The organism is Novosphingobium panipatense (assembly GCF_900182875.1).
Taxonomy (GTDB): Bacteria; Pseudomonadota; Alphaproteobacteria; order Sphingomonadales; family Sphingomonadaceae; genus Novosphingobium; species Novosphingobium panipatense.
Genome location: NZ_FXUI01000003.1, coordinates 279,374 through 298,416 on the forward strand (window position 1 = coordinate 279,374; position 19,043 = coordinate 298,416).

16 protein-coding genes, 1 tRNA gene and 1 pseudogene are annotated in these 19,043 nt (G+C 63.4%); 8 read left to right on the top strand and 10 right to left on the bottom strand.

What is annotated here, in order from left to right; translation table 11 throughout:
* Window positions 1-94: 94 nt before the first annotated feature.
* A complete protein-coding gene (locus QOL62_RS06630) occupies window positions 95-718 on the top strand; it encodes a hypothetical protein (protein ID WP_283405812.1) in 624 nt (207 codons plus the stop codon).
* 181 nt (window positions 719-899) lie between these two features.
* Here QOL62_RS06630 and QOL62_RS06635 read toward each other — a convergent pair whose 3' ends face one another.
* Window positions 900-1,370 (bottom strand): PilZ domain-containing protein, encoded by a 471-nt coding sequence (locus QOL62_RS06635; protein WP_283405677.1) that lies wholly within the window; start codon window positions 1,368-1,370, stop codon window positions 900-902.
* Window positions 1,371-1,675: 305 nt separating this feature from the next.
* Here QOL62_RS06635 and QOL62_RS06640 point away from each other — a divergent pair, with 305 nt between their 5' ends.
* Complete coding sequence (locus QOL62_RS06640; protein ID WP_103730681.1) at window positions 1,676-3,769, top strand: RelA/SpoT family protein; 2,094 nt, start codon at window positions 1,676-1,678, stop codon at window positions 3,767-3,769.
* A 34-nt stretch (window positions 3,770-3,803) separates the two neighbouring features.
* On the opposite strand, the gene QOL62_RS06645 is transcribed toward QOL62_RS06640, so the two are convergent.
* Window positions 3,804-4,130, bottom strand: a complete 327-nt coding sequence (locus QOL62_RS06645; RefSeq protein WP_283405678.1) for a DUF1905 domain-containing protein — start codon at window positions 4,128-4,130, stop codon at window positions 3,804-3,806.
* Complete coding sequence (locus tag QOL62_RS06650; protein ID WP_283405679.1) at window positions 4,127-5,107, bottom strand: peptidylprolyl isomerase; 981 nt, start codon at window positions 5,105-5,107, stop codon at window positions 4,127-4,129. The genes QOL62_RS06645 and QOL62_RS06650 overlap by 4 nt, the downstream gene beginning before the upstream one ends.
* A 77-nt stretch (window positions 5,108-5,184) precedes the next feature.
* On the opposite strand from QOL62_RS06650, the gene QOL62_RS06655 reads away from it, so the two are divergent.
* A tRNA-Ser gene (locus QOL62_RS06655) sits at window positions 5,185-5,275 on the top strand.
* 67 nt (window positions 5,276-5,342) lie between these two features.
* Window positions 5,343-5,597, top strand: a pseudogene (locus tag QOL62_RS19895) (phage integrase central domain-containing protein); the annotation flags it as partial.
* 19 nt (window positions 5,598-5,616) lie between these two features.
* Here QOL62_RS19895 and QOL62_RS06660 read toward each other — a convergent pair.
* The 5 genes from QOL62_RS06660 to QOL62_RS06680 all read right to left on the bottom strand — a co-directional run bounded on the left by QOL62_RS06660 (window position 5,617) and on the right by QOL62_RS06680 (window position 10,444).
* Window positions 5,617-6,573 (bottom strand): Csu type fimbrial protein, encoded by a 957-nt coding sequence (locus tag QOL62_RS06660; RefSeq protein ID WP_158250708.1) that lies wholly within the window; start codon window positions 6,571-6,573, stop codon window positions 5,617-5,619.
* On the bottom strand, window positions 6,570-8,951 hold the full coding sequence (locus QOL62_RS06665; RefSeq protein WP_283405680.1) for a fimbria/pilus outer membrane usher protein: 2,382 nt from the start codon (window positions 8,949-8,951) through the stop codon (window positions 6,570-6,572). The genes QOL62_RS06660 and QOL62_RS06665 overlap by 4 nt, the downstream gene beginning before the upstream one ends.
* 22 nt (window positions 8,952-8,973) lie before the next feature.
* Window positions 8,974-9,687 carry a fimbrial biogenesis chaperone gene (locus QOL62_RS06670; protein ID WP_283405681.1) on the bottom strand — a complete coding sequence of 238 codons (714 nt, stop codon included), beginning with the start codon at window positions 9,685-9,687 and terminating at the stop codon, window positions 8,974-8,976.
* 11 nt (window positions 9,688-9,698) lie between these two features.
* Window positions 9,699-10,223: a Csu type fimbrial protein gene (locus QOL62_RS06675; protein WP_146049685.1), complete on the bottom strand. Its 525-nt coding sequence runs from the start codon at window positions 10,221-10,223 to the stop codon at window positions 9,699-9,701.
* A 62-nt stretch (window positions 10,224-10,285) separates the two neighbouring features.
* Window positions 10,286-10,444: a hypothetical protein gene (locus QOL62_RS06680; protein WP_283405682.1), complete on the bottom strand. Its 159-nt coding sequence runs from the start codon at window positions 10,442-10,444 to the stop codon at window positions 10,286-10,288.
* A gap of 326 nt (window positions 10,445-10,770) precedes the next feature.
* On the opposite strand from QOL62_RS06680, the gene QOL62_RS06685 reads away from it, so the two are divergent.
* Both QOL62_RS06685 and QOL62_RS06690 read left to right on the top strand, forming a co-directional pair.
* Window positions 10,771-12,480 (top strand): sulfatase family protein, encoded by a 1,710-nt coding sequence (locus tag QOL62_RS06685; RefSeq protein WP_283405683.1) that lies wholly within the window; start codon window positions 10,771-10,773, stop codon window positions 12,478-12,480.
* A gap of 147 nt (window positions 12,481-12,627) precedes the next feature.
* Window positions 12,628-13,446, top strand: coding sequence for a hypothetical protein (locus tag QOL62_RS06690; RefSeq protein ID WP_283405684.1), 819 nt, complete (start codon window positions 12,628-12,630; stop codon window positions 13,444-13,446).
* A 117-nt stretch (window positions 13,447-13,563) separates the two neighbouring features.
* Here QOL62_RS06690 and QOL62_RS06695 read toward each other — a convergent pair whose 3' ends face one another.
* Together QOL62_RS06695 and QOL62_RS06700 are read right to left on the bottom strand one after the other, a co-directional pair.
* Window positions 13,564-13,824 (bottom strand): hypothetical protein, encoded by a 261-nt coding sequence (locus QOL62_RS06695; protein ID WP_283405685.1) that lies wholly within the window; start codon window positions 13,822-13,824, stop codon window positions 13,564-13,566.
* A 137-nt stretch (window positions 13,825-13,961) separates the two neighbouring features.
* Window positions 13,962-14,579: a TetR/AcrR family transcriptional regulator gene (locus tag QOL62_RS06700; protein ID WP_283405686.1), complete on the bottom strand. Its 618-nt coding sequence runs from the start codon at window positions 14,577-14,579 to the stop codon at window positions 13,962-13,964.
* A gap of 99 nt (window positions 14,580-14,678) precedes the next feature.
* Between QOL62_RS06700 and QOL62_RS06705 the strand changes: the two genes are divergently transcribed.
* Entirely contained in the window at window positions 14,679-15,857 is a 1,179-nt protein-coding gene (locus QOL62_RS06705; RefSeq protein ID WP_283405687.1) for an efflux RND transporter periplasmic adaptor subunit, read from the top strand.
* 6 nt (window positions 15,858-15,863) lie between these two features.
* Window positions 15,864-19,043, top strand: a complete 3,180-nt coding sequence (locus QOL62_RS06710; protein WP_283405688.1) for an efflux RND transporter permease subunit — start codon at window positions 15,864-15,866, stop codon at window positions 19,041-19,043.

Consider the following 19,043-nt stretch of genomic DNA (forward strand, 5'->3'; position numbering starts at 1 on the left):
GAAATGGCCGTCTCCGTGCTGCTGTCCTACGGGATCGGGTTCGGCATCGGCTGGCTCATATGGAACCCCAGGAAGGTGAACTGACGTGCTGGAAATGGTTCAGGCGAACTGGCTGGTCTTCATTGTCGCGCTGCTGGTGGGCATCGCGGTGGCTTACTGGGTCTTCGTGCATGGCTCGAAGCCTGTGCGTCGCCAGCATCGGCCCGATGTGCTGGATGAGGGCGCCGCGCCCGCCCAGCGCAACCAGGCCCTCATAGACGCACCACCGGCGGCGAAATTCGATGCGCCTGTCCACATCGATCCGCCGGCCATGGCGGGCACGATGGCCGGCATCGGCGAAGTCATCGCCGTAGCCGCGCAGGAAGAGGCTGAGGAAGCGATCGCCGCAAAGGAACCGCCGCAGACCATCGCGGCCGAGCCGGATCCTACGCCGGCGCCCGCGGCTACGCCGATTGCGGAAACGGCCGGCGGTCCGGTAGCGGCTGACGATCTGCGCAGGATCAAGGGCCTCGGCCCCAAGATGCTGACGCTGCTGCACGCGCTGGGCATCACCAGCTATGCGCAGATCGCTGCCCTGACGGATGCCGACCTGGACGAACTGGACACGAAGCTGGGTGCCTTCGCCGGGCGCCCGCGCCGCGACAACTGGGTCGAGCAGGCCCGCCTCCTCGCAGCGGGGGAAACCGCGGCGTACGAGGCGCAGTTTGGCAAGCTGTAACGCCGCGTCCCACGCAAGTCCCGCAGCCTATCAGCTGGAAAATCATCTACGATAATGATGGTGTGAAACGAATTGCCGGCTCAGGCATTCTTGCGAGGCGACCCGAAGGATCGGTTGAGTGCGATCCTTTTCGAACTTGCCCGGGATCCGCCTCGCCGGTCCCGGGCATCTTTTCCAGGCATCATGTGAAGCGCCGTCCCGCCCGCATCGCGGACGGCGGGACATCATCACGCAGCCGCTTCTCGACAGCATCCAAAAGCGGGGAATTGCGCCGGCGGCACGCCGCCTGAACCCCTGCCAGGTCAAGCCGTCGGCTGAGAAGCACGCCGAACGCATCCTCTCCCGCCCAGCGCACTTCCGCGTACAGTTCGTGTTGTCCGGGCAGCCGGATCCGCAGCATTTCGCCGGTTCGGGGCCGCAGCACCCGCGAGGCGATGCCCATGCCGTTAAGAGAGATGTTGCGCACTATCACAGCCTGCGCCTCGAAGCCGTCCCGGATGACGAGAGCCTTTATCAGCGTGCGGATCCGCGCTGCCCGCTCAGGGTAGGAGGGCAGGGGAGATCCCTTTGTAGAGGATCGAGTGCCCCGGCGGGCAAGCGCCTCAAGCCAGTCAGGCCGCTCCACCACGGCAAAGTCCTGTTGATCTGTCATCTGGTTGCTCTCCCCGCCAGCCCTTCCAAGCACCATGGCGCAAGCCGACGGTGCTCATGGCGCAAGGTCTCCCTCGCCCGTGCCACTGCCCCCGCCCTCGTTCCATCCGGCCAGTCTGAGGCAGCAGGGTTCACGAAGCCTCACGAACGGCTTATGTATGTTGACGGGCGAAACGATTGCATTCTCGCTTCTGCCTTCCTGCATAGATTTGCCCTTGGCCTGTACGAAGGTGATCGTTGCAAAATCTGCATTTTGGCGATCGCCCCCTTGCCGCAGCGCAATAAAACCTGACATGACGCACTAACATGCTCCGCCAGTACGAACTCGTCGAACGCGTCAAGGAATACGCGCCAGAGGCCGATGAGGCCCTGCTCAACCGTGCCTACGTCTATACCGTGCAGAAGCACGGCACTCAGAAGCGGGCCAGCGGTGACCCCTATTTCAGCCACCCGGTCGAGGTGGCAGGCCTGATGACCGAGCTGAAGCTCGATCAGGAAACCATCATCACCGCGCTGCTCCACGACACGGTGGAAGACACGCTCGCCACCATCGACGAGGTGGAGAAGCTGTTCGGGCCGGAGGTCGCGCGGCTGGTCGACGGAGTGACCAAGCTCTCCAAGATCGAGGTCATGACCGAGAGCGAACGCGCGGCGGAAAACCTGCGCAAGTTCCTGCTCGCCATGAGCGAGGACCTGCGCGTGCTCCTCGTCAAGCTGGCCGATCGCCTGCACAACATGCGCACTCTGCACTTCATCAAGAAGGAGGAGAAGCGCAGGCGCATCGCGCGCGAAACCATGGATATCTACGCCCCGCTTGCCGAACGGGTGGGGATGTATGAGTACATGCGCGAGATGCAACTTCTCGCTTTCGAGCAACTGGAGCCTGAAGCCTACGCCACGATCACCGGCCGCTTGGCGCAAATTCGCAGTGAGGAAGGCGGGCAGGTCGATGAGATCGCGCTGTCGATCAAGCAGGTGCTGGCGGAGGCGGGCCTCAACGTGGAGGTGTCCGGGCGGGAAAAGCACCCGTATTCGATCTGGCGCAAGATGGCCGAACGCCATGTGAACTTCGAGCAGATAACCGATATCATGGCCTTCCGCGTCCTGACGGACAATGTGGACGACTGCTATCGTGCGCTGGGCGTGCTGCATCAGGGGTGGCAGATGATCCCCGGCCGCTTCAAGGATTATATCTCGACGCCGAAGTCGAACGGCTATCAGTCCTTGCACACCGCATTGATATTCCAGCGTTCGATGCGCATCGAAGTGCAGATCCGCACGCGTGAGATGCACCGCCTGAACGAATTCGGCCTTGCCGCTCACTGGGCCTACAAGCAGGGTGGATCGCGACCCGACGGTCAGGTCGGCTGGCTGCGCGACCTCATCGAGATCGTCGATGCCAGCCATGACGCCGAGGAACTGCTCGAGAATACCAAGATGGCGATCTATCAGGATCGCATCTTCGCCTTCACTCCAAAGGGCGCTTTGTTCCAGTTGCCCAAGGGGTCGACGGCGGTGGACTTCGCTTTCGCGGTTCACACCAAGCTCGGCAATGCGGCGGTCGGTGTGAAGATCAACGGCCGCCACGTGCCGTTGCGCACCCAGCTGGCCAACGGCGACGTGGTGGAAATCATCAAGAGCACCACGTCCGAGCCGCAGCTTTCGTGGCTCGGCTTCGTCGTCACCGGCAAGGCGCGGGCCGCCATCCGCCGCGCCGTCCGCGCCAAGGAGCGCGCCGAAGTGGCCGAGATCGGCTCCAAGCTCTACGACGAGATCGCGAGCCGCCTGCCGCAGAAAGTCGGCAAGAAGGCGCTCGCCCATGCGGTGGAACGTCTGGACTTGCGTGATGAGGAAGACCTGATGTTCGCAATCGGCTCAGGCCGTTTGTCGGACCGCCAGGTCATGGAAGCCCTGGTTCCCGGCAGCACGGCTGAACTGCCTGAGGATCCCGAGTGGACCCGCACCGAACGCGCGATCTCGATCCGGGGGCTTACCGCCGGGGTCGGTTTCGAGCTGGCGGAATGCTGCCATCCGGTCCCCGGCGACCGCATCGTCGGTCTGCGCCGCCCCGATCACAAGGTGGAAGTCCACGCGATCGACTGCATGACGCTGGCCAGCGGGGTCGATGCCGACTGGCTCGATCTTTCATGGGGCGAGCGGACCACCGGCGCGGTCGGGCGCTTGCAGCTGATCCTCTACAACCGCCCCGGTACACTTGCCGAAGTGACGCAGATCCTCGCGAGCAACCGCGCCAATGTCACCAACCTGCAGATGACCCAGCGCGATGAGCCTTTCGGCACTTACGAGGTGGACCTTGAAGTCTCCGACCTCGCGCACCTTACCCGCATCATCGGTGCCCTGCGGGCCAGCGATGCGGTGGCAGACGCCGAGCGGATCTAGTTCCTGCCCGCGTGCGCTGCGGAAGGGGGCATCCTCAGAAGGTCAGCGAAACCTCCACGGCATCGCCTTCGCCGATATCCTCGGCCTCGCGCACGGCGGCCTTCACCGGCAGCAGCCAGCCACCGTCGGAGGTGCTGGGGAACACTGAAGTCGCGAACTCCGTCTCCCCGATCCGCGCCTTGACCTTTAGCGACCCGAACCCGCGCGCGGTGCCCTCCAGCTTGCGCATAATCGCGGTGCCCGAAAGCGTCTCGCCTGCCGCGCCGTCGATGGTAAGGAAATGCCAGGTGCCGTTGTTCGCACCACCGGTCCAGCGCCAGAGGCGGCCGGTGTAGCGCAGGTGCTCTTCATGAAGGGTCACGGTGTCACTACCCGGATCGGCACCGGCGCGTTGCAGATATCCACGCCGCCTGCAGGCTGGATGTAGAAGCTGTCCTTCCGGTTGGCGCGCTTGTCGACATAAGCGGCGAAGCTGGCGCTTTCGGTGGAGAGGTATTCGTAGGCGGCCAAATCGGCGACGTCATTGCCCATCCGCACCGAGACGATCCGCGTGCGTTCCGCCGGCGTTTCATAGAAGCCCAGTGGTCCCGTGCCGCGTGGCAGCGAGGACATGTGCTCCATCCCCGCGATGATCCGACCGACGAGCGCGATATTGCGGTCGAGCTGGCGCGGCGCCTGCCCGATCACGGTATAAAGCTCCGCTCCGGTGCCCGTATCAGGCGAGAGATTGCGGCCGACGCCGACCATGCCGTAGCAGTGGACAGGCCAACCGACACGACCATCGGCGGCAAGGGGCCAGCCCCGATCGAAAAGACTGAGGCCGTTGGGCAGATAGGAATCGGGATTGGTCGGCAGCGCCGCGGTTCGGCCGGCTTCCTTTGCGCTGCGCTGCACGAACGTCGAGCGCAGCCTTTCATCCAGTTGCGCCACGTAGTCCTTTTCAGTCGGCCCCGCCAATCCTGCCGGCAGCGCCTTTGCCTTTCCCGGCGTTTCGCCATCGGGATCGCCCCATTGCACGACGTAGTTATCCTGCACCCGCACCACCGCGATCCCGTCGAACCAGTGCGCGGCCACGAGCTTGCGGATGTTTCCCACCCATCCTTGCGAAAACGGCGCGGGCATGAGCTGGATCACCACTCGGCGCGGCTTGCCTCTGGTATCGGGAGCCAGATCCATGACCATCAGATCGTTGGGCGCGATCCGCTGCCAGTCCGATTCAGGGGCGGCGTCGACGACCTCGTTGGGCGTCACGAATTTATCCGTGGCTGCCTGCGACGGCACGGTGCCGATGGCAGGGAAGAGGGCCACAAGCGACAGAGCGGAAAGGAATTTGCGCATAAGGCTTCATGCCATCACCACACCGCTTGCGAAACCCTCCGCGACTCGCTAGTGGCCGCCTCCTAACCAGTGCATGCGGAGCGGTGGCCGAGTGGTCGAAGGCGCTCGCCTGGAAAGTGAGTATACGTCAAAAGCGTATCGAGGGTTCGAATCCCTCCCGCTCCGCCAGCAGCTAGTCTGCAAGTATCCCTAAACGTCTGACTTCAGCCAATTCGGGCGCTTCGGCGTGGCCGCTGTGTCTGCTATCGGCCTCGTTTATTCTCATACATCGGCTCCGCCATGGCACGTCGGCCAAGCGGGGCAAAAACTGCAAAAAGGCCGCTGGTCGAAGGTTCAGGCACAGGATGTAGCGGGTGGTCCGGACGGAGCGGTATATCCGTCTCTCGGGCGCAAGGCGATCGAGGACATCGAGGCCCCGGATGTTCGGGCACGGCTGCAAGGAATCTTGGGCGCGAGAGGGATCCAGGCGGCGCATCGGACGCGGCAGCCGATCAGCGCCATCCAGGCGCCTAGAAGTGTAGCACCACGGTCACCGTGTCCGAATAGCTTCCTACAGGCGGGGGCATGGCCACGGTCACGCGGCCATAGACGGGATTGGACTGCACGGTGCCAGTTCCTGTCCCGAGGATTGTTCCGTCGATCGGGATAAGTTGAGACCGTGCGGTGTCGCGGTAGAGCCGGTAAGGAACATAATCGCCGCCCGCACTGCGCATCCGGCGCTCGCTTCCATCGAGATACTGCCCACCATCGAAACTCAGCGTCCAGCTGGTTGCGGCAGGGCAGGTCACCTGCACGGACCCGACCGCATCCACTTCGGTCCAGAAGCCCGCGGGCGCACCGAAATCGACAGCTTCGATGATACCCAGGTTGCACGCCTCGGCGAGGTTTGCCGTGACGTTGATAGAAAAGTCCAGCCCGCTAAGGTCATTCAACTGAGACACGCAGGTCTGCGAACCCGCCGCCAGAAAACCCAGAACAGTATTGAAGAAAAAGGCCTGGTACGTTCCGACGGGCGATGACTGTCCGGCCGGTATGCGGCCGTAAAACGTCAGGGTCCCGCTTATGGTTGCCCCCGCCGCGACGGTCGCGGTTTGCGCAATCGGCAGCGTTTTGGTCCAGGCAATGGTCGCAGCAGGATCGACGTACAGATTGAAATCGAGCGTGTTTGCACCGCTCTGCAGCTTGGGTTGGGCCGCCGTGCCGGGAAAGCTGGGATTGCCAATGCCCGTGCAGATCGTAAAAGTCGTGGGTGTCGTGTTGAAGCTCCGGCAGGTGTAGCGGATATCGCCGCTTGCGGTAAGCGAGGTGCCGAAATTAATCGTCACCGGCTGAGTGGTGAGCGAGCAGACGACGTTCGCCTTCGCCGGTTGAGGCGCCAGTAAGAGAACGAGGGCCGCCAAGGCAACGAGCAGTGTCAGGATAGCGGGAGCGGCGTGCCTGACGACGCCGGGCGGCGAAGCGATCATTGACATGTCACCGGCCCGATCTGAGGCAAGCCGCCAACGACCGGCACAAAGTCGAAGCTTGCGCGGCATTCCCCTCCCTCCGGCAGCTCTACAAGAATGCGATTGTGCGCAGCCAGCCCGGTGAGGAATACGCGCCCATCATGACCGACCACTGTCGGGCCGCCGCCATCCTCGATCGTCACCAGTGCACCGACAGCCAGCGGCTGCGACGCACCATCGACCAGAATGATCACGGCCGCCGCTTGGGGTCTGACGCCGAAATCCACGATGACCCCGGCGCGATCATCGGGCACAACCTCGATCTCGGTTTGCGGAGCGCTCATGTCGAGGGGAAGGCTGGTCGGGTCAATCTCGATGCGATTGGTCGCCAGAGAACGCAACGAAGGCAGCAGCGCGCGACCGTGCGCGTCCGTATGGCCGACCTCCCGCGAATCGACGAGCAGCGGCGTGTTGGGCCCGCCTCCGCGAACTACGGCGAAGCTTCGGTCTACCGTTGGCGCCAGGAAGAGACCGCCCATGGCCACGATCGACCCCTGAATGAAGCCATTGACCCTCGTCTCACCGTCGAAATTGTCGACGCCGCCGCCGAGAGTGGCGTGGTGACCGCGATAGCGCACGTCGGCCGCGCGATAGTCGGTCCCGGTCCCGGAGACGACTTCCTGGCTTGCCAGGTTGACGTTCCAGGAACCCTCTCCATAGCCGCTGTTGTAGGTGAAGCGCGACGATATTCGCGTCGCATCGCGCGAGTGCGCAACATTCGCGGCTGCTGTGCTGCGCCGGCCGAGCGCGACGGTCAGTCCCACTGCGACGCCATAATCCTTGCGGTCCGTGAAGTCTCTGAACCCGTTGACCCACAGCGACAGGTTTGTGCCCAAGGACCGTTGCGCGGAAAAGTTCGCAGCACGGAATTGCTGGTTCGCCAGTTCGACATGGGTGTAGGCCAGGTTGATGCCGATATCGGCGATCGAGAAGCTTGCCCCGAAGCGATCGATCTTGCGCGCAAAGGCAACGAGCAGCGGATCGTCGTCAGGCGTTGGCAGTGGATCGGTTGGCAAGCCGGGATGGACCGCACCCAGCGGATCCGCGCGCCTGGTGGCATGGAATGAGGTTGCTCCCACGAGGGTCTGATAGCGGGAGTTCGAGCGTTCGATCCCACCAAAAAAATCTATCCCAAGCACATGGGCCTGCCCTTCCAGCACGAAGCGTCTGCCGGTGCGCTCGCGGAAACGGCTCACCGAGGCACCTGCCGAGATGGCACCGAACCCGCCAAGCCGCACGGTGCCGCCCAAGCTACCCATGACATGGCCGCGCATACCTTCGACATGGGCGCGCAAGGTCAGCGCGTCCGACACCCCGTATCTGACGCTTGCGGACCCAGAGAACCGGGAAAGATAGTCAAAGGACTCCGAGCCGTAGTTCAACCTGGGAAAGCCGGCCTCGACCGAAAAGTCCAGCCTGCCCTGCGGGAGCAAGTCGGGAGCGAAGAACAGTGGCTTGCTGAGCCTGGTCTCTCGACCCGTCGCATCCGTCAGCACGACCGTCGCGGTCGCCCCGCCGCCGATATTGGGCAGCGAGCGAAACTGGAATGGCCCTCTGCCCACTGTACCGGTAAAGTACCGCAATCCATTGATGTAGAGGTCGACCGTGGAGGGAACCGCCGCAGTTCCGTTGAGCGTCGGCAGCGCCATGGTGACAAGGTCGGGGCGGGATTCGAAATCGCGCTGGATCTGGATGCCGGCGAGCCGATAGGCGCTCGCAATCCCTCCGCCGCTGCCGATCGTGTCGCCAAGCGTCAGGGCAATCGCTGTTCTCACATCGACGATGCGCCAGTAGGTATCGAGCCGAGTGTGGTCCACCCCGCCGTTGCCATCGTCCGCAAGAGTGGCAAATCCTGTCGTGGATAGCACACCCCGCCGGGTCAGGATGCGCAGGTCATATTGCGCCGACGCCTGGCTATCCTTGCCGATATCGGCGTATACGCCGTAGTTGAGCAGCGCGCCGGTGTTGCGCGTAACTTTGTCCAAGTCGATTTCCCGGGGAGCGATTCCCGCATCCAGCACCATCGGAACAACCGCCGCATCCGTCGCATCGATCTCGACCGCCTGAGCCGCTTCGATGTAGCGATAGGTAATGCCGGGCAGGTCATCCAGTCGAACGAGGTCTGCCGGGGGCCGCGCAGGCGGCACTTTCAGCCCGAGGCCCTGCAGGCGTTCGGCCGTTGCCGCAAGCGCTCCGTCTGGAAGCTGGACGAACTCCCACAACAAGGGCGACCGCACGCCGTTCACCCGAACCTCAAGGACGAGCGTGACGGGTGTTTGCGGACTCGACTGCGCGTTCACCGGCGATGGAACCCAGCTCACCCCCGCGATCGCAACCATCAGCGCGGACAACAGGCACGGGTTAGTTGCTCGCGATGGTGATCGGCGCGCGGACTTCACGATCGCCAACTTCGGCCACAAGTGTCAGGTTGGCGTTGGTTGCGGGAAGGGGGGTGTTCGCCGCCGACGTCCACCGCCGCATGCTTCCGGGCAAGACATACCCGTTCAAGCCGCTTCCGAACGACACATTCCCCACCGCCAGCGCCTCGACGCGCGCGTGGCCCGTGCCCGTGTTCGTCGCCTCCACTAACAGGCGGCCGCCCGACTTGTAGGCTTTCCACGAAAGGCTCGAGGAGGCGTTTGCCGTGCCGAAAAAGACCGGTAGATCGTATCGGATGAGAATGTCGACGGTGCGGGCTTCTGCACGCTTCCGCTCCGCTGCGGGCAACTCATCCACCCAAAGCCGGTAGCTTTTCTCTCCGGAGGCTACCGCGCCGGCTGTCCGCGCGACCCGGATGGTGTACGAAGCGCCGCCCGGGATTGTCGTCGCAGGCGGGCTGACCACGACGTCGGTAGTGGGCGTGAGCGTGTCCTTCCCATTCGCCTGGGACCATTCGAAGACCCGGATCTGGACCGAAACCTTCTCAGCGCTGGTGTTCTGAAGGGTGATTGCGGACGCCTGCGATGGTGCGCTTACCACCACACGCAGGGGTTCTACGCGTAGCGAAGCCTGCGCCGCGGCGACGTTCGGAATGGAGAGAAGGGCCGCAAGGGCGGCGGACAAACGCACGTACATCGCAATCTCCTTCAAAAACTGACCGTTACGATGACATTGTCAGTATAGCTGTCCGCTGGGGGTGTCGGGCTCAAAGGGGGCACGCGACCGTAGACGGGGACCGGCTGATAGGCGCCGTTCGCGGTAACAAAGATGTTCGATAGGACGGCAGTTCGCGCAGCGTCGCTGTAAATCTGGTAAGGGATCAACTGCGAGGTGTTTACCGCGCCGCGCATTGCCCGGTTATCGATATCGCTGGCGTTCTCGCCCGGGCCGAACGTCACACTGTATGTCGTGCCTGCGTTGCAGCGCACCTCAATGCCACCGACTGTTCCGGTGCCGATCTCGCGATCTATCGGATCGTCGAGTCGAGATGTCGTCCCGAAGTCCAGTTCCGCTTCACCCCCGCCAATCGTACTGCCGGGCCATGCAACTTCGCACGCTTCCTCGACAATCAGGCGGACGTCGAGTGATCCAGATTCTTGCCTTAGCTGTGCCTGCGCCGGCGTGATCCACATCACGGCAAGACCCAGAACGGTGGCTGACAATCGTCGCATGATGATGAATCTCCTCTGCCAAAGCGAGAACAAACGTGGGCTGCCCGATTTGCCGACAAGCGCTATTTCGCCCGGTGCGCCATCGCGCCGTGGACCATCTGCGGATACTGGAACAGGTTGTAGATCTTCTGCAGGCGCAGTGTGGTAAAGGGTTCGGCCCACAGGCCCATTCCGATGTCGTCGCCCCAGATTCCCAGAATATTGGGTTTGCCCTTGGGCATCACCGTATCTCCTTCTGTCGCAAGGCTGGGAAGACAACTCGCATCCCCCGGATGTTGCAACAATCGGGGTAAACCCGGCCAACTGCGCAATTTTCCCTGACCGAGAGACTGCATGTTCCGTTCTGAAAAGCGATGGACCGCACAGTGTCGATCGAGGGCGGTCGATCAGCCCAGCCACCGTTCAGTCAGAGCAAGCGGCCTTGTGATTCTCATCGGGATAATCCCGATACCCTGAGCAGGCGGGGATGATATTCGAAGTGTTGGCGCGGCCACGCGGTACCGCTCATGCGCCGCCGCAGGATCGTAGGCAGGACAGGCTTCGAACGATGGCTCATCACGCTTTGGGAGAGGACAAAGCCTCGCGCTACAACGTCATTCTCATCCTTGTCGATCAGGAGCGGTACTTCAGCAGCTATCCCTTTCCGGTAGATGGCCGCGAGCGGCTCATGCGGCAGGGGATTACCTTCACCCGCCATCAGAATTGCTCGAACGTCTGCACGTCGTCGCGCTCGGTGGTTTATACCGGCTGGCACATGCCGATCACGGGCATGTTCGACAATGTCGGACTTCCCTGGATGACGAACAACCTGGACCCGGCGCTGGGCACCATCGGATCGCTGTTCAGGCAGACCGGCTACTACGCCGCCTACAAGGGCAAGTGGCATCTCAGCAACGAGCTGGAGGGAGGCCATTTCGCCGGGGGCAAGCCGGACATCGGCCTTCAGCCTTCGCCTCATTTCCACACCGTCATGGATGGCTATGGCTTCAGCGACTATCACGGGATCGGCGACGTGATTGGTTGGTCGCAAGGCGGCTATCTTTATGATGAGATCACCGCCGCCCAGACCGTAAGCTGGCTGCGCGGAACCGGGCAAACGCTGGCCCGCCAGGGCGAGAACTGGTTCCTTGCCATCAACCTGGTCAACCCTCACGACGTGATGTTCATCGACACCGATGAGCCCGGCACGCCGGTGCAATGGCAAGGCAAACTGAACGACGGCGGCGTGTCAATGAACCCCGCGCAACCGCCCGATCATCCGCTCTACCAAGCGCGCTGGGACAATGTCCCTCTGCCCGAGAGCCGCCATCAACCCTTCGATGACCCCGGACGACCAGCGGCTCACCGCGAGTATCAGCGCGCCCGCGCCGCACTGGTAGGCGATTTTGTGGATGAGGACCGCCGCTGGAGGAAGCTCCAGGACTACTATTTCAACTGCATCCGCGACTGCGACCGGCATGTTGTCACCATCCTGGACGAGTTGGACGCGCTGGGGCTGATGGAGAACAGCGTGATCATGTTCACCGCCGATCACGGGGAACTGGGCGGCTATCACGGCATGCATGGCAAGGGCTCGTCCATATACCGAGAACAAATGCAGGTCCCCATGATCGTCGCGCATCCCGCCGTTCCCGGCGGCGGTCGCTGTGACGCGCTGACCTGTCATCTTGATGTCGTCCCGACGCTTCTGGCGCTTTCCGGCATACCGCAAGCGGAACGAGATTCGATCCTCTCCGATCGCCGGGGGCGCGATTTCTCGCCGCTGCTGGACCGGCCCCAGGAGGCGGGCGTGAATGCGCTGCGCCCTTCAAGCCTCTATTGCTTCAACATGCTGACTTATGCGGATGCCGACTATCTGGCGAAGGTCCAGGCGATCAAGCAGCGGGCGGACCTCACCGAAGAAGGCAAGAAGCGTGAAACGGGCAGTATCGAACTCGACCTGTCGAAGCGGTCGGCCATTCGCTGCGTCAATGACGGCCGCTACAAGTTCGCGCGCTATTTCTCGCCCAGGCAGCACAACAGCCCGCAAAGCATGGACGATCTCCTGAAGTTCAACGACATCGAGCTGTTCGACACGCGGGACGATCCGGACGAAACGAACAATCTCGCGCAGGATACCGAACGCAATGCCGCGCTGATCATGGAGATGAGCAACAAGCTCGAAGCCATCATCAGACAGGAAGTCGGAGAGGATGACGGCGGGTTCCTGCCGCTCAGCGGCCTGGAACGCTGGAACTTAGACGTAGTGGTCGAATAGCGGCCACGGCGTCGCGCCCCCGCAGCCGGGATCGGAAACGAATATCGACGAGCTAAGCAGCCGAACCCGTATCAGGGGCAGTCCAGAAACAAGGCTCCTATTGGCGGTGCTTTCCGCCAACTCAGCGAGCCAGGGCCGGAGATCAAGGTGTCAGACAACCTCAGTCTTTCCTTTCGCATCATCATCGTGGTTCTGGCGGGGTTCTCCTCCTGCTCAGCCGCAGCCCAGGAGGCCGAGGATGCGGACGAACTTGCCCGCAAGATCTCCAACCCCGCCGCCTTCATGATCAGCGTTCCGATCCACGCCGACCTGGATCTCGGCGACGCGGCGCACGATACCGTCGAACGCTACCTTCTCGATATCGAGCCAGTCATTCCCTTCCGGCTCAGCCAGAACTGGAACATGATTTCGCATACGGATTTCCCGCTCGCCTACTCCAATCCGGCGGGGCCCGGCGGCGGCACCTTCGGCCTTGGCGATATCAATCAGACATTGTCTTTCACGCCCGCCAAGCACGGTGGTCTCGTCTGGGCCCTCGGGGCTCGGGCGAGCATCCCGACCGCGACCAGCAAAATCCTCGGCACGGGAAAGCTAGCAGTCGGCCCGTCGCTGCTTCTTCTTCGCCAAACAAAGTCGCTGACCATGGGCGTTTCGGCCGATCATCTCTGGTCCATTGCCGGCAAGAGCGACAGGGCCGACATCAGCAGCACGGAAGTCCAGCCGTTTCTCGCATGGCATATCGGCGGTGGCCGCACGATTTCCAGCAATCTCGACGTGTCCTATGACTGGGAGGGCGACCAGTGGGAGGTGCCGTTAAACGTCTCATTTTCGAAGGTGACGAAAGTCGGCCGGCAGATGATGAGCCTCTCCATCGGCGGGAAATACTGGTTTGAAGCGCCCACCGATCAGCCCGAATGGGGTATCACGATCGGCGCAGTCCTGCTCTTCCCGCAGGGCACCCGCTGAACTCGCCGGGTTCCTGTGGCTGCGAAGGAAGCCCCGGCGCTCCTGCATTCTCCAGGATCTGCTTGCGATACGGCAGGCGCTTGGCGCCCGCCCGCTTGGGCCGCCGGCTCGGCCTGGTCAGTTGACCCGGCGGCGGTGCTTGCCGCCGTAAGTGCGACCGCAGTAGTCGTCGAGTTCGCGCATCTCCGTAGCCGCCGCAGCCGCAATCGAAGCCGCGCAGGGCAGGCTGGTCTCATTAGCGGCGATGCGGGCTTCCACGCGGTCCCGCAGTTCCTCGATGTCGGCGCGCGACAGCACGTTCTTTTCACGCAGGTAGCAAATCAGGCTTTGCAGAAGGATCATCGCCTTTTCGCCGGACTCGACTTCCTTGTTTTCCATCGTCCCATCCTCTCGTATGGCTCGTTAGCCGTTTATTGCAGACAGGATGATATACCTGCGGCCTCTTGTCCAGAGGGCAGGGCAAATCAGGAAGAGCTGCGACGCGTAGATTTTGCAGTGCAGCATTTCTGCATCTGTCAGGTTTGTGACAGGTTCTTCACCTCTTTGCGTAGAAAATCGAGCATCGTTGCGTGCAGCGCCTGCGGGTCGCTGTCAGGATAGAGTTCGCGCAGCGCAGCCAGGCCCCACGACATGGCGACGATGAGATCGATTACCATCGAAAGGCGGGGCGCGGGCGCATTCGGCGCCAGCGATTCGAGCGCGGCGCCGATGCTGCCGCGCAGGCGTGCGTCAACGCGCGCGTTCATTTCCGCGATGATCGGATTGCGCCCCACCTCCGCGAGAATCTCGCACATCAGGCGTCGATCGTCGTCGTCCGGCTCATCGAAGCTTACCCGCTCGATCCAGGCGAGGATGGCCTCGCAGTCCTGCGCCCCGACTGCGGCGCACAGTGTCCCCTCATCCAGCCAGACGCTGATCTGCGCCTCGCAAATGGCCGCGATGATCGCCTCCTTGTTGGCGAAATCCCGGTAGATCTGGCCGACAGCAATCCCTGATGCAGCGGCAATTTGCGCAATGCCGGTCTGATGGAACCCTCTCTCGACGAAAAGGTTACGTGCGGTGTCGAGCAAGTGTTGCCGGCGCGCGGCCGAGCGTGCGGCCCGGGGGCGATCCGTCATGGTTTCCTTTGTCATTCCCCAATCCCGACTTGCATTCGATTGTGCGACGCAATAAACGCGCCAAAGATGAGTGAACGCTCACTCACGCTTTAACTCTTTCTGTGGACATACTCCATGAAAAAAATCGCCCCGGCCATCGTGCTGCTTCTTACGGCCTGCGGAGGAGCTGGCGAACAGCCGGCTGCCGGTCCGCCGGAAGTGGGTGTGATCACGGTGCGCGAGGAGGCGGTGGAGCTCACCACCGAGCTTCCCGGCCGAACGAATGCCTATGAGACTTCGGAGGTGCGTCCGCAGGTCAACGGTCTGATCCTGTCGCGCCTCTTCACCGAAGGCGATCAGGTGCGAGCGGGGCAGCCGCTCTATAGGATCGATCCGGCGCCCTACGAAGCGGCCGTGGCGAATGCGCGTGCGGCGGTGGCGCGCTCGCGCGCTGCCATCGCGTCGACCGAGGCGCTGGCCCGTCGCTACGGCGAGCTGGTGAAGATCAACGCGATCTCGCGGCAGGAGGCGGAAAACGCCGTGACCAGCGCCCAGCAGGCAAGGGCGGACGTGGCGGCCCAGCAGGCGCTCCTGCGCAGCGCCGAGATCGATCTTGCCCGCACGACGATTCGCGCGCCGATCTCCGGCCGCATCGGCCGCTCCACCTACACGACGGGTGCGCTGGTTTCAGCCGCGCAAACCGATCCGCTCACGACGATACAGCGGCTCGACCCCATCTACGTCGACATCCAGCAGTCCAGCGCCGAACTGCTGCGCCTGCGCCAGCAGCTGCTCTCGGGTGAGCTTTCGCGGGGAGGCGGTCAGGTCAACGTCAAGCTGAAGCTGGAGGACGGCAGCGTCTATCCGCAGGACGGCGTGCTGAAGTTCACCGACGTGACGGTTGACCCGCAGACCGGCAGCCAGATCATTCGCGCTCAGTTCCCCAATCCGCGCGGTCTCCTCCTGCCCGGCATGTATGTGCGCGCCCAGTTCGCGCAGGCCACCAAGACCAACGGGCTTCTCGTCCCGCAGATTGCCGTCGCCCGCGACGAAAAGGGCAATCCCACGGTCCTCGTGATCGGGGCGCAGAACAAGCTGGAGATGCGCAAGATCACCGCACCGCGCACGATCGGCAGCAGCTGGCTGGTCACTTCGGGCCTGAAGGCCGGCGACCGCGTCGTCGTCGATGGAGCGCAGATGCTGAGGCCCGGCGTGCCGGTGAAGCCGGTCGCGCCTCAGGGGCAGGCAGCGGGGCAGGGGCAAAAGCCGGCAGGCGCCCCCTCCAACGCGCAACCCGCGAACAAGGGCCGGTAAGCGACCATGTCACGTTATTTCATCGACAGACCCATCTTCGCATGGGTCATCGCGATCGTTCTGATGATGGCGGGTCTCCTCGCCATCCGCAGTCTGCCGATCGCCCAGTTCCCCGAGATCGCGCCACCGACCGTCTCCATCTCCGCCACTTATCCCGGTGCCGATGCGGAAACGCTGGAACGCACCACGACGCAGATCATCGAGCAGCAGCTCAAGGGAATCGACAACCTGCGCTACTTCTCGGCGAACTCCTCGTCGGCGGGCACCGTCTCGATCACCCTGACCTTCGAGCAGGGCACGGATCCGGACATCGCGCAGGTCCAGGTTCAGAACAAGCTTCAGGCGGCCACGCCGCTCCTGCCGCAGGAAGTCCAGCGGCAGGGCGTCCAGGTCCAGAAGTCCGCGGCGAGCTTCCTGCTCGTAACGGCCGTCTATTCGGAGGACGGCAGCCACAGCGCCACCGACCTTGCGGACTACATCGTCAGCCAGGTGCAGGATCCTGTCAGCCGCATCAACGGCGTGGGCGAACTGCAGATCTTCGGCACTCAGTACGCCATGCGTATCTGGGTCGATCCGCTCAAGCTGCGCAGCTATGACCTGACGATCGCGGACGTCCGGAACGCGGTACAGGGGCAGAACGCTCAGGTTTCCGCAGGCCAGATCGGCGCGCTGCCCGCCTCGAATGAGCAGATGCTCAACGCGACTGTCTCGGTGCAGTCGCGCCTGCAGACGCCCGAGGAGTTCGGCAATATCCGCCTGCGCTCCACGCCGGACGGCGCCACCGTGCGCCTTCGTGACGTTGCGCGCGTGGAACTTGGGGCCGAACTCTACGGCTTCGACACACAGTACAACGGCAAGAACGCATCGGGCTTTGGTGTCCGGCTGGCGTCCGGCGCGAACGCGCTCGACACCGTCGATGCGGTGAAGGCCGAGGTCCAGAAGATCGCCAAGAACTTCCCGGCCGACGTCAAGGTCGCCTTCCCTTACGATTCGACGCCGTTCGTGCGCCTCTCGATCGAGCAGGTGGTCCATACGCTCGTCGAGGCGGTGGTGCTGGTGTTCCTCGTCATGTTCCTGTTCCTGCAGAACTGGCGCGCGACGCTGATCCCGACCATCGCGGTTCCCGTCGTCCTGCTCGGCACCTTCGGCGTGATGTCGATGCTGGGCTACTCGATCAACACCCTGACGCTGTTCGGCATGGTGCTTGCCATCGGCCTGCTGGTCGACGACGCCATCGTCGTCGTCGAGAACGTCGAACGCCTGATACAGGAGGAGCATCTTTCTCCGAAACAGGCCGCGCGCAAGTCCATGGACGAGATCAGTGGGGCGCTGATCGGCATTGGCATGGTGCTTTCGGCGGTGTTCCTGCCGATGGCGTTCTTCGGCGGCTCTACCGGCGTGATCTACCGCCAGTTCTCGATCACCATCGTCTCCTCGATGGCCCTGTCCGTGCTGGTGGCCCTGATCCTGACGCCGGCGCTCTGCGCCGCGATCCTCAAGCCGCACAAGTCCGACCAGCCGGAGGGCAACGGACTGCTCGCTCGCTTCTTCCGGTGGTTCAACGACAAGTTCGACCGGGGCACCGAGAAGTACCAGCGCGGGGTGCGCCGCACCGCCCGTGGCTGGAAGCGTTCCGGGCTGGTGTACCTGCTGATTATCGGCGTGATGACGGCCCTGTTCATCCGCCTGCCCAGCGGCTTCCTGCCGGACGAGGACCAGGGCATGATGTTCGCGCTCGTGCAGGGCCCCTCGGGTTCGACGATGCCTCGCACGCAGAAGGCCCTCGACGTGGTGCGCAACCACTTCCTCGAGACGGAGAAAGCGAACGTCGAATCGATCTTCACGATCAACGGCTTCTCCTTCTCCGGCCAGGGCCAGAACGCAGGCATCGCCTTCGTGAAGCTGAAGGACTGGGAGGAACGCAGCGGAGCGGAGAACCGTGCTCCGGCGCTGGCGCAGCGCGCAATGGGCGTGTTCTCCAAGTACCGCGACGCCATGATCTTCGCGGTCATGCCGCCCGCCGTGCAGGAACTCGGCAACGCCACCGGCTTCGACCTGTGGCTGGTGGACGAGACCGGCATGGGTCACGAGAAGCTGATGGCCGCACGCAACCAGCTGCTCGGCATGGCTGCCCAGGACCAGCGGGTGGCGCAGGTCCGTCCGGTCAGCCTTGACGATGCCCCGCAGCTCGACGTGCAGATCGATCAGGACAAGGCCGGCGCGCTCGGGCTGGACATCGGCGCGATCAACTCGGAGATCTCGACCGCATGGGGCGGGGCCTACATCAACGACTTCCTTGATCGGGGTCGCACCAAGCGGGTCTATATCCAGGCCGACCAGCCGTACCGCTCGTCTCCAGAAGCGATAGAGAACCTCTACGTGCGCGGTGAGAACGGCCAGATGGCGCCCTTCAGTTCCTTCGCCACCGTGGACTGGAAGCAGGCCCCTGTGATCCTCACCCGCTACAATGGCCGTCCCGCCATGCAGCTTCAGGGCGCACCGGCAGCGGGCCTGAGCACGGGCGCTGCGATGGAGGCGATCGAGGAGATGCAGCAGAAGCTGCCGCCCGGCACCGCGATCGAATGGACCGGCCTGTCCTACGAGGAACGCCTTTCCGGCGGTCAGGCGCCCGCGCTCTATGCCTTGTCGCTTGCGGTCGTGTTCCTGTGCCTTGCCGCTCTCTACGAAAGCTGGTCGGTGCCGATCTCGGTCATGCTGGTGGTGCCGCTGGGTGTGGTGGGCGCGTTGTTCGCGGCCTGGCTCACCGGGCTGGGTAACGACATCTACCTGCAGGTCGGCCTCATCACCACGATCGGCGTCTCGGCCAAGAACGCCATCCTCATCGTGGAGTTCGCGGAGGAGCGTGTGCAGGCCGGCATGAACGCCTTCGACGCCGCCATGGAAGCCGCGCGCCTGCGCCTGCGGCCGATCCTGATGACGTCGCTCGCCTTCATCTTCGGCGTGATGCCGCTGGCGGTGTCGACCGGTGCGGGCGCAGGTGGCCAGAACGCCATCGGCCGCGCGGTCGTGGGCGGCATGCTCACCGCCACCATCTTCGCGATCTTCTTCGTGCCGATGTTCTTCGTGGTCATCGCCCGGCTGTTCAAGCACGGGCAGACTGACGGCGTCCAAGACGATCCGGACGCGGAGCCTTACGGACGCGGCCCCGCGCCGCAGGAAATCTGA

Excerpts from the sequence above, each read along its gene's own strand:
- QOL62_RS06675 (WP_146049685.1), bottom strand. The coding sequence starts at position 10,223 with ATGCGACGATTGTCAGCCACCGTTCTGGGTCTTGCCGTGATGTGGATC.
- QOL62_RS06670 (WP_283405681.1), bottom strand. The coding sequence starts at position 9,687 with ATGTACGTGCGTTTGTCCGCCGCCCTTGCGGCCCTTCTCTCCATTCCG.
- QOL62_RS06635 (WP_283405677.1), bottom strand. The coding sequence starts at position 1,370 with ATGACAGATCAACAGGACTTTGCCGTGGTGGAGCGGCCTGACTGGCTT.
- QOL62_RS06685 (WP_283405683.1), top strand. The coding sequence starts at position 10,771 with ATGGCTCATCACGCTTTGGGAGAGGACAAAGCCTCGCGCTACAACGTC.
- QOL62_RS06680 (WP_283405682.1), bottom strand. The coding sequence starts at position 10,444 with ATGCCCAAGGGCAAACCCAATATTCTGGGAATCTGGGGCGACGACATC.
- QOL62_RS06640 (WP_103730681.1), top strand. The coding sequence starts at position 1,676 with ATGCTCCGCCAGTACGAACTCGTCGAACGCGTCAAGGAATACGCGCCA.
- QOL62_RS06650 (WP_283405679.1), bottom strand. The coding sequence starts at position 5,107 with ATGCGCAAATTCCTTTCCGCTCTGTCGCTTGTGGCCCTCTTCCCTGCC.
- QOL62_RS06660 (WP_158250708.1), bottom strand. The coding sequence starts at position 6,573 with ATGATCGCTTCGCCGCCCGGCGTCGTCAGGCACGCCGCTCCCGCTATC.
- QOL62_RS06665 (WP_283405680.1), bottom strand. The coding sequence starts at position 8,951 with ATGGTTGCGATCGCGGGGGTGAGCTGGGTTCCATCGCCGGTGAACGCG.
- QOL62_RS06695 (WP_283405685.1), bottom strand. The coding sequence starts at position 13,824 with ATGGAAAACAAGGAAGTCGAGTCCGGCGAAAAGGCGATGATCCTTCTG.
- QOL62_RS06705 (WP_283405687.1), top strand. The coding sequence starts at position 14,679 with ATGAAAAAAATCGCCCCGGCCATCGTGCTGCTTCTTACGGCCTGCGGA.
- QOL62_RS06700 (WP_283405686.1), bottom strand. The coding sequence starts at position 14,579 with ATGACAAAGGAAACCATGACGGATCGCCCCCGGGCCGCACGCTCGGCC.
- QOL62_RS06630 (WP_283405812.1), top strand. The coding sequence starts at position 95 with ATGGTTCAGGCGAACTGGCTGGTCTTCATTGTCGCGCTGCTGGTGGGC.
- QOL62_RS06710 (WP_283405688.1), top strand. The coding sequence starts at position 15,864 with ATGTCACGTTATTTCATCGACAGACCCATCTTCGCATGGGTCATCGCG.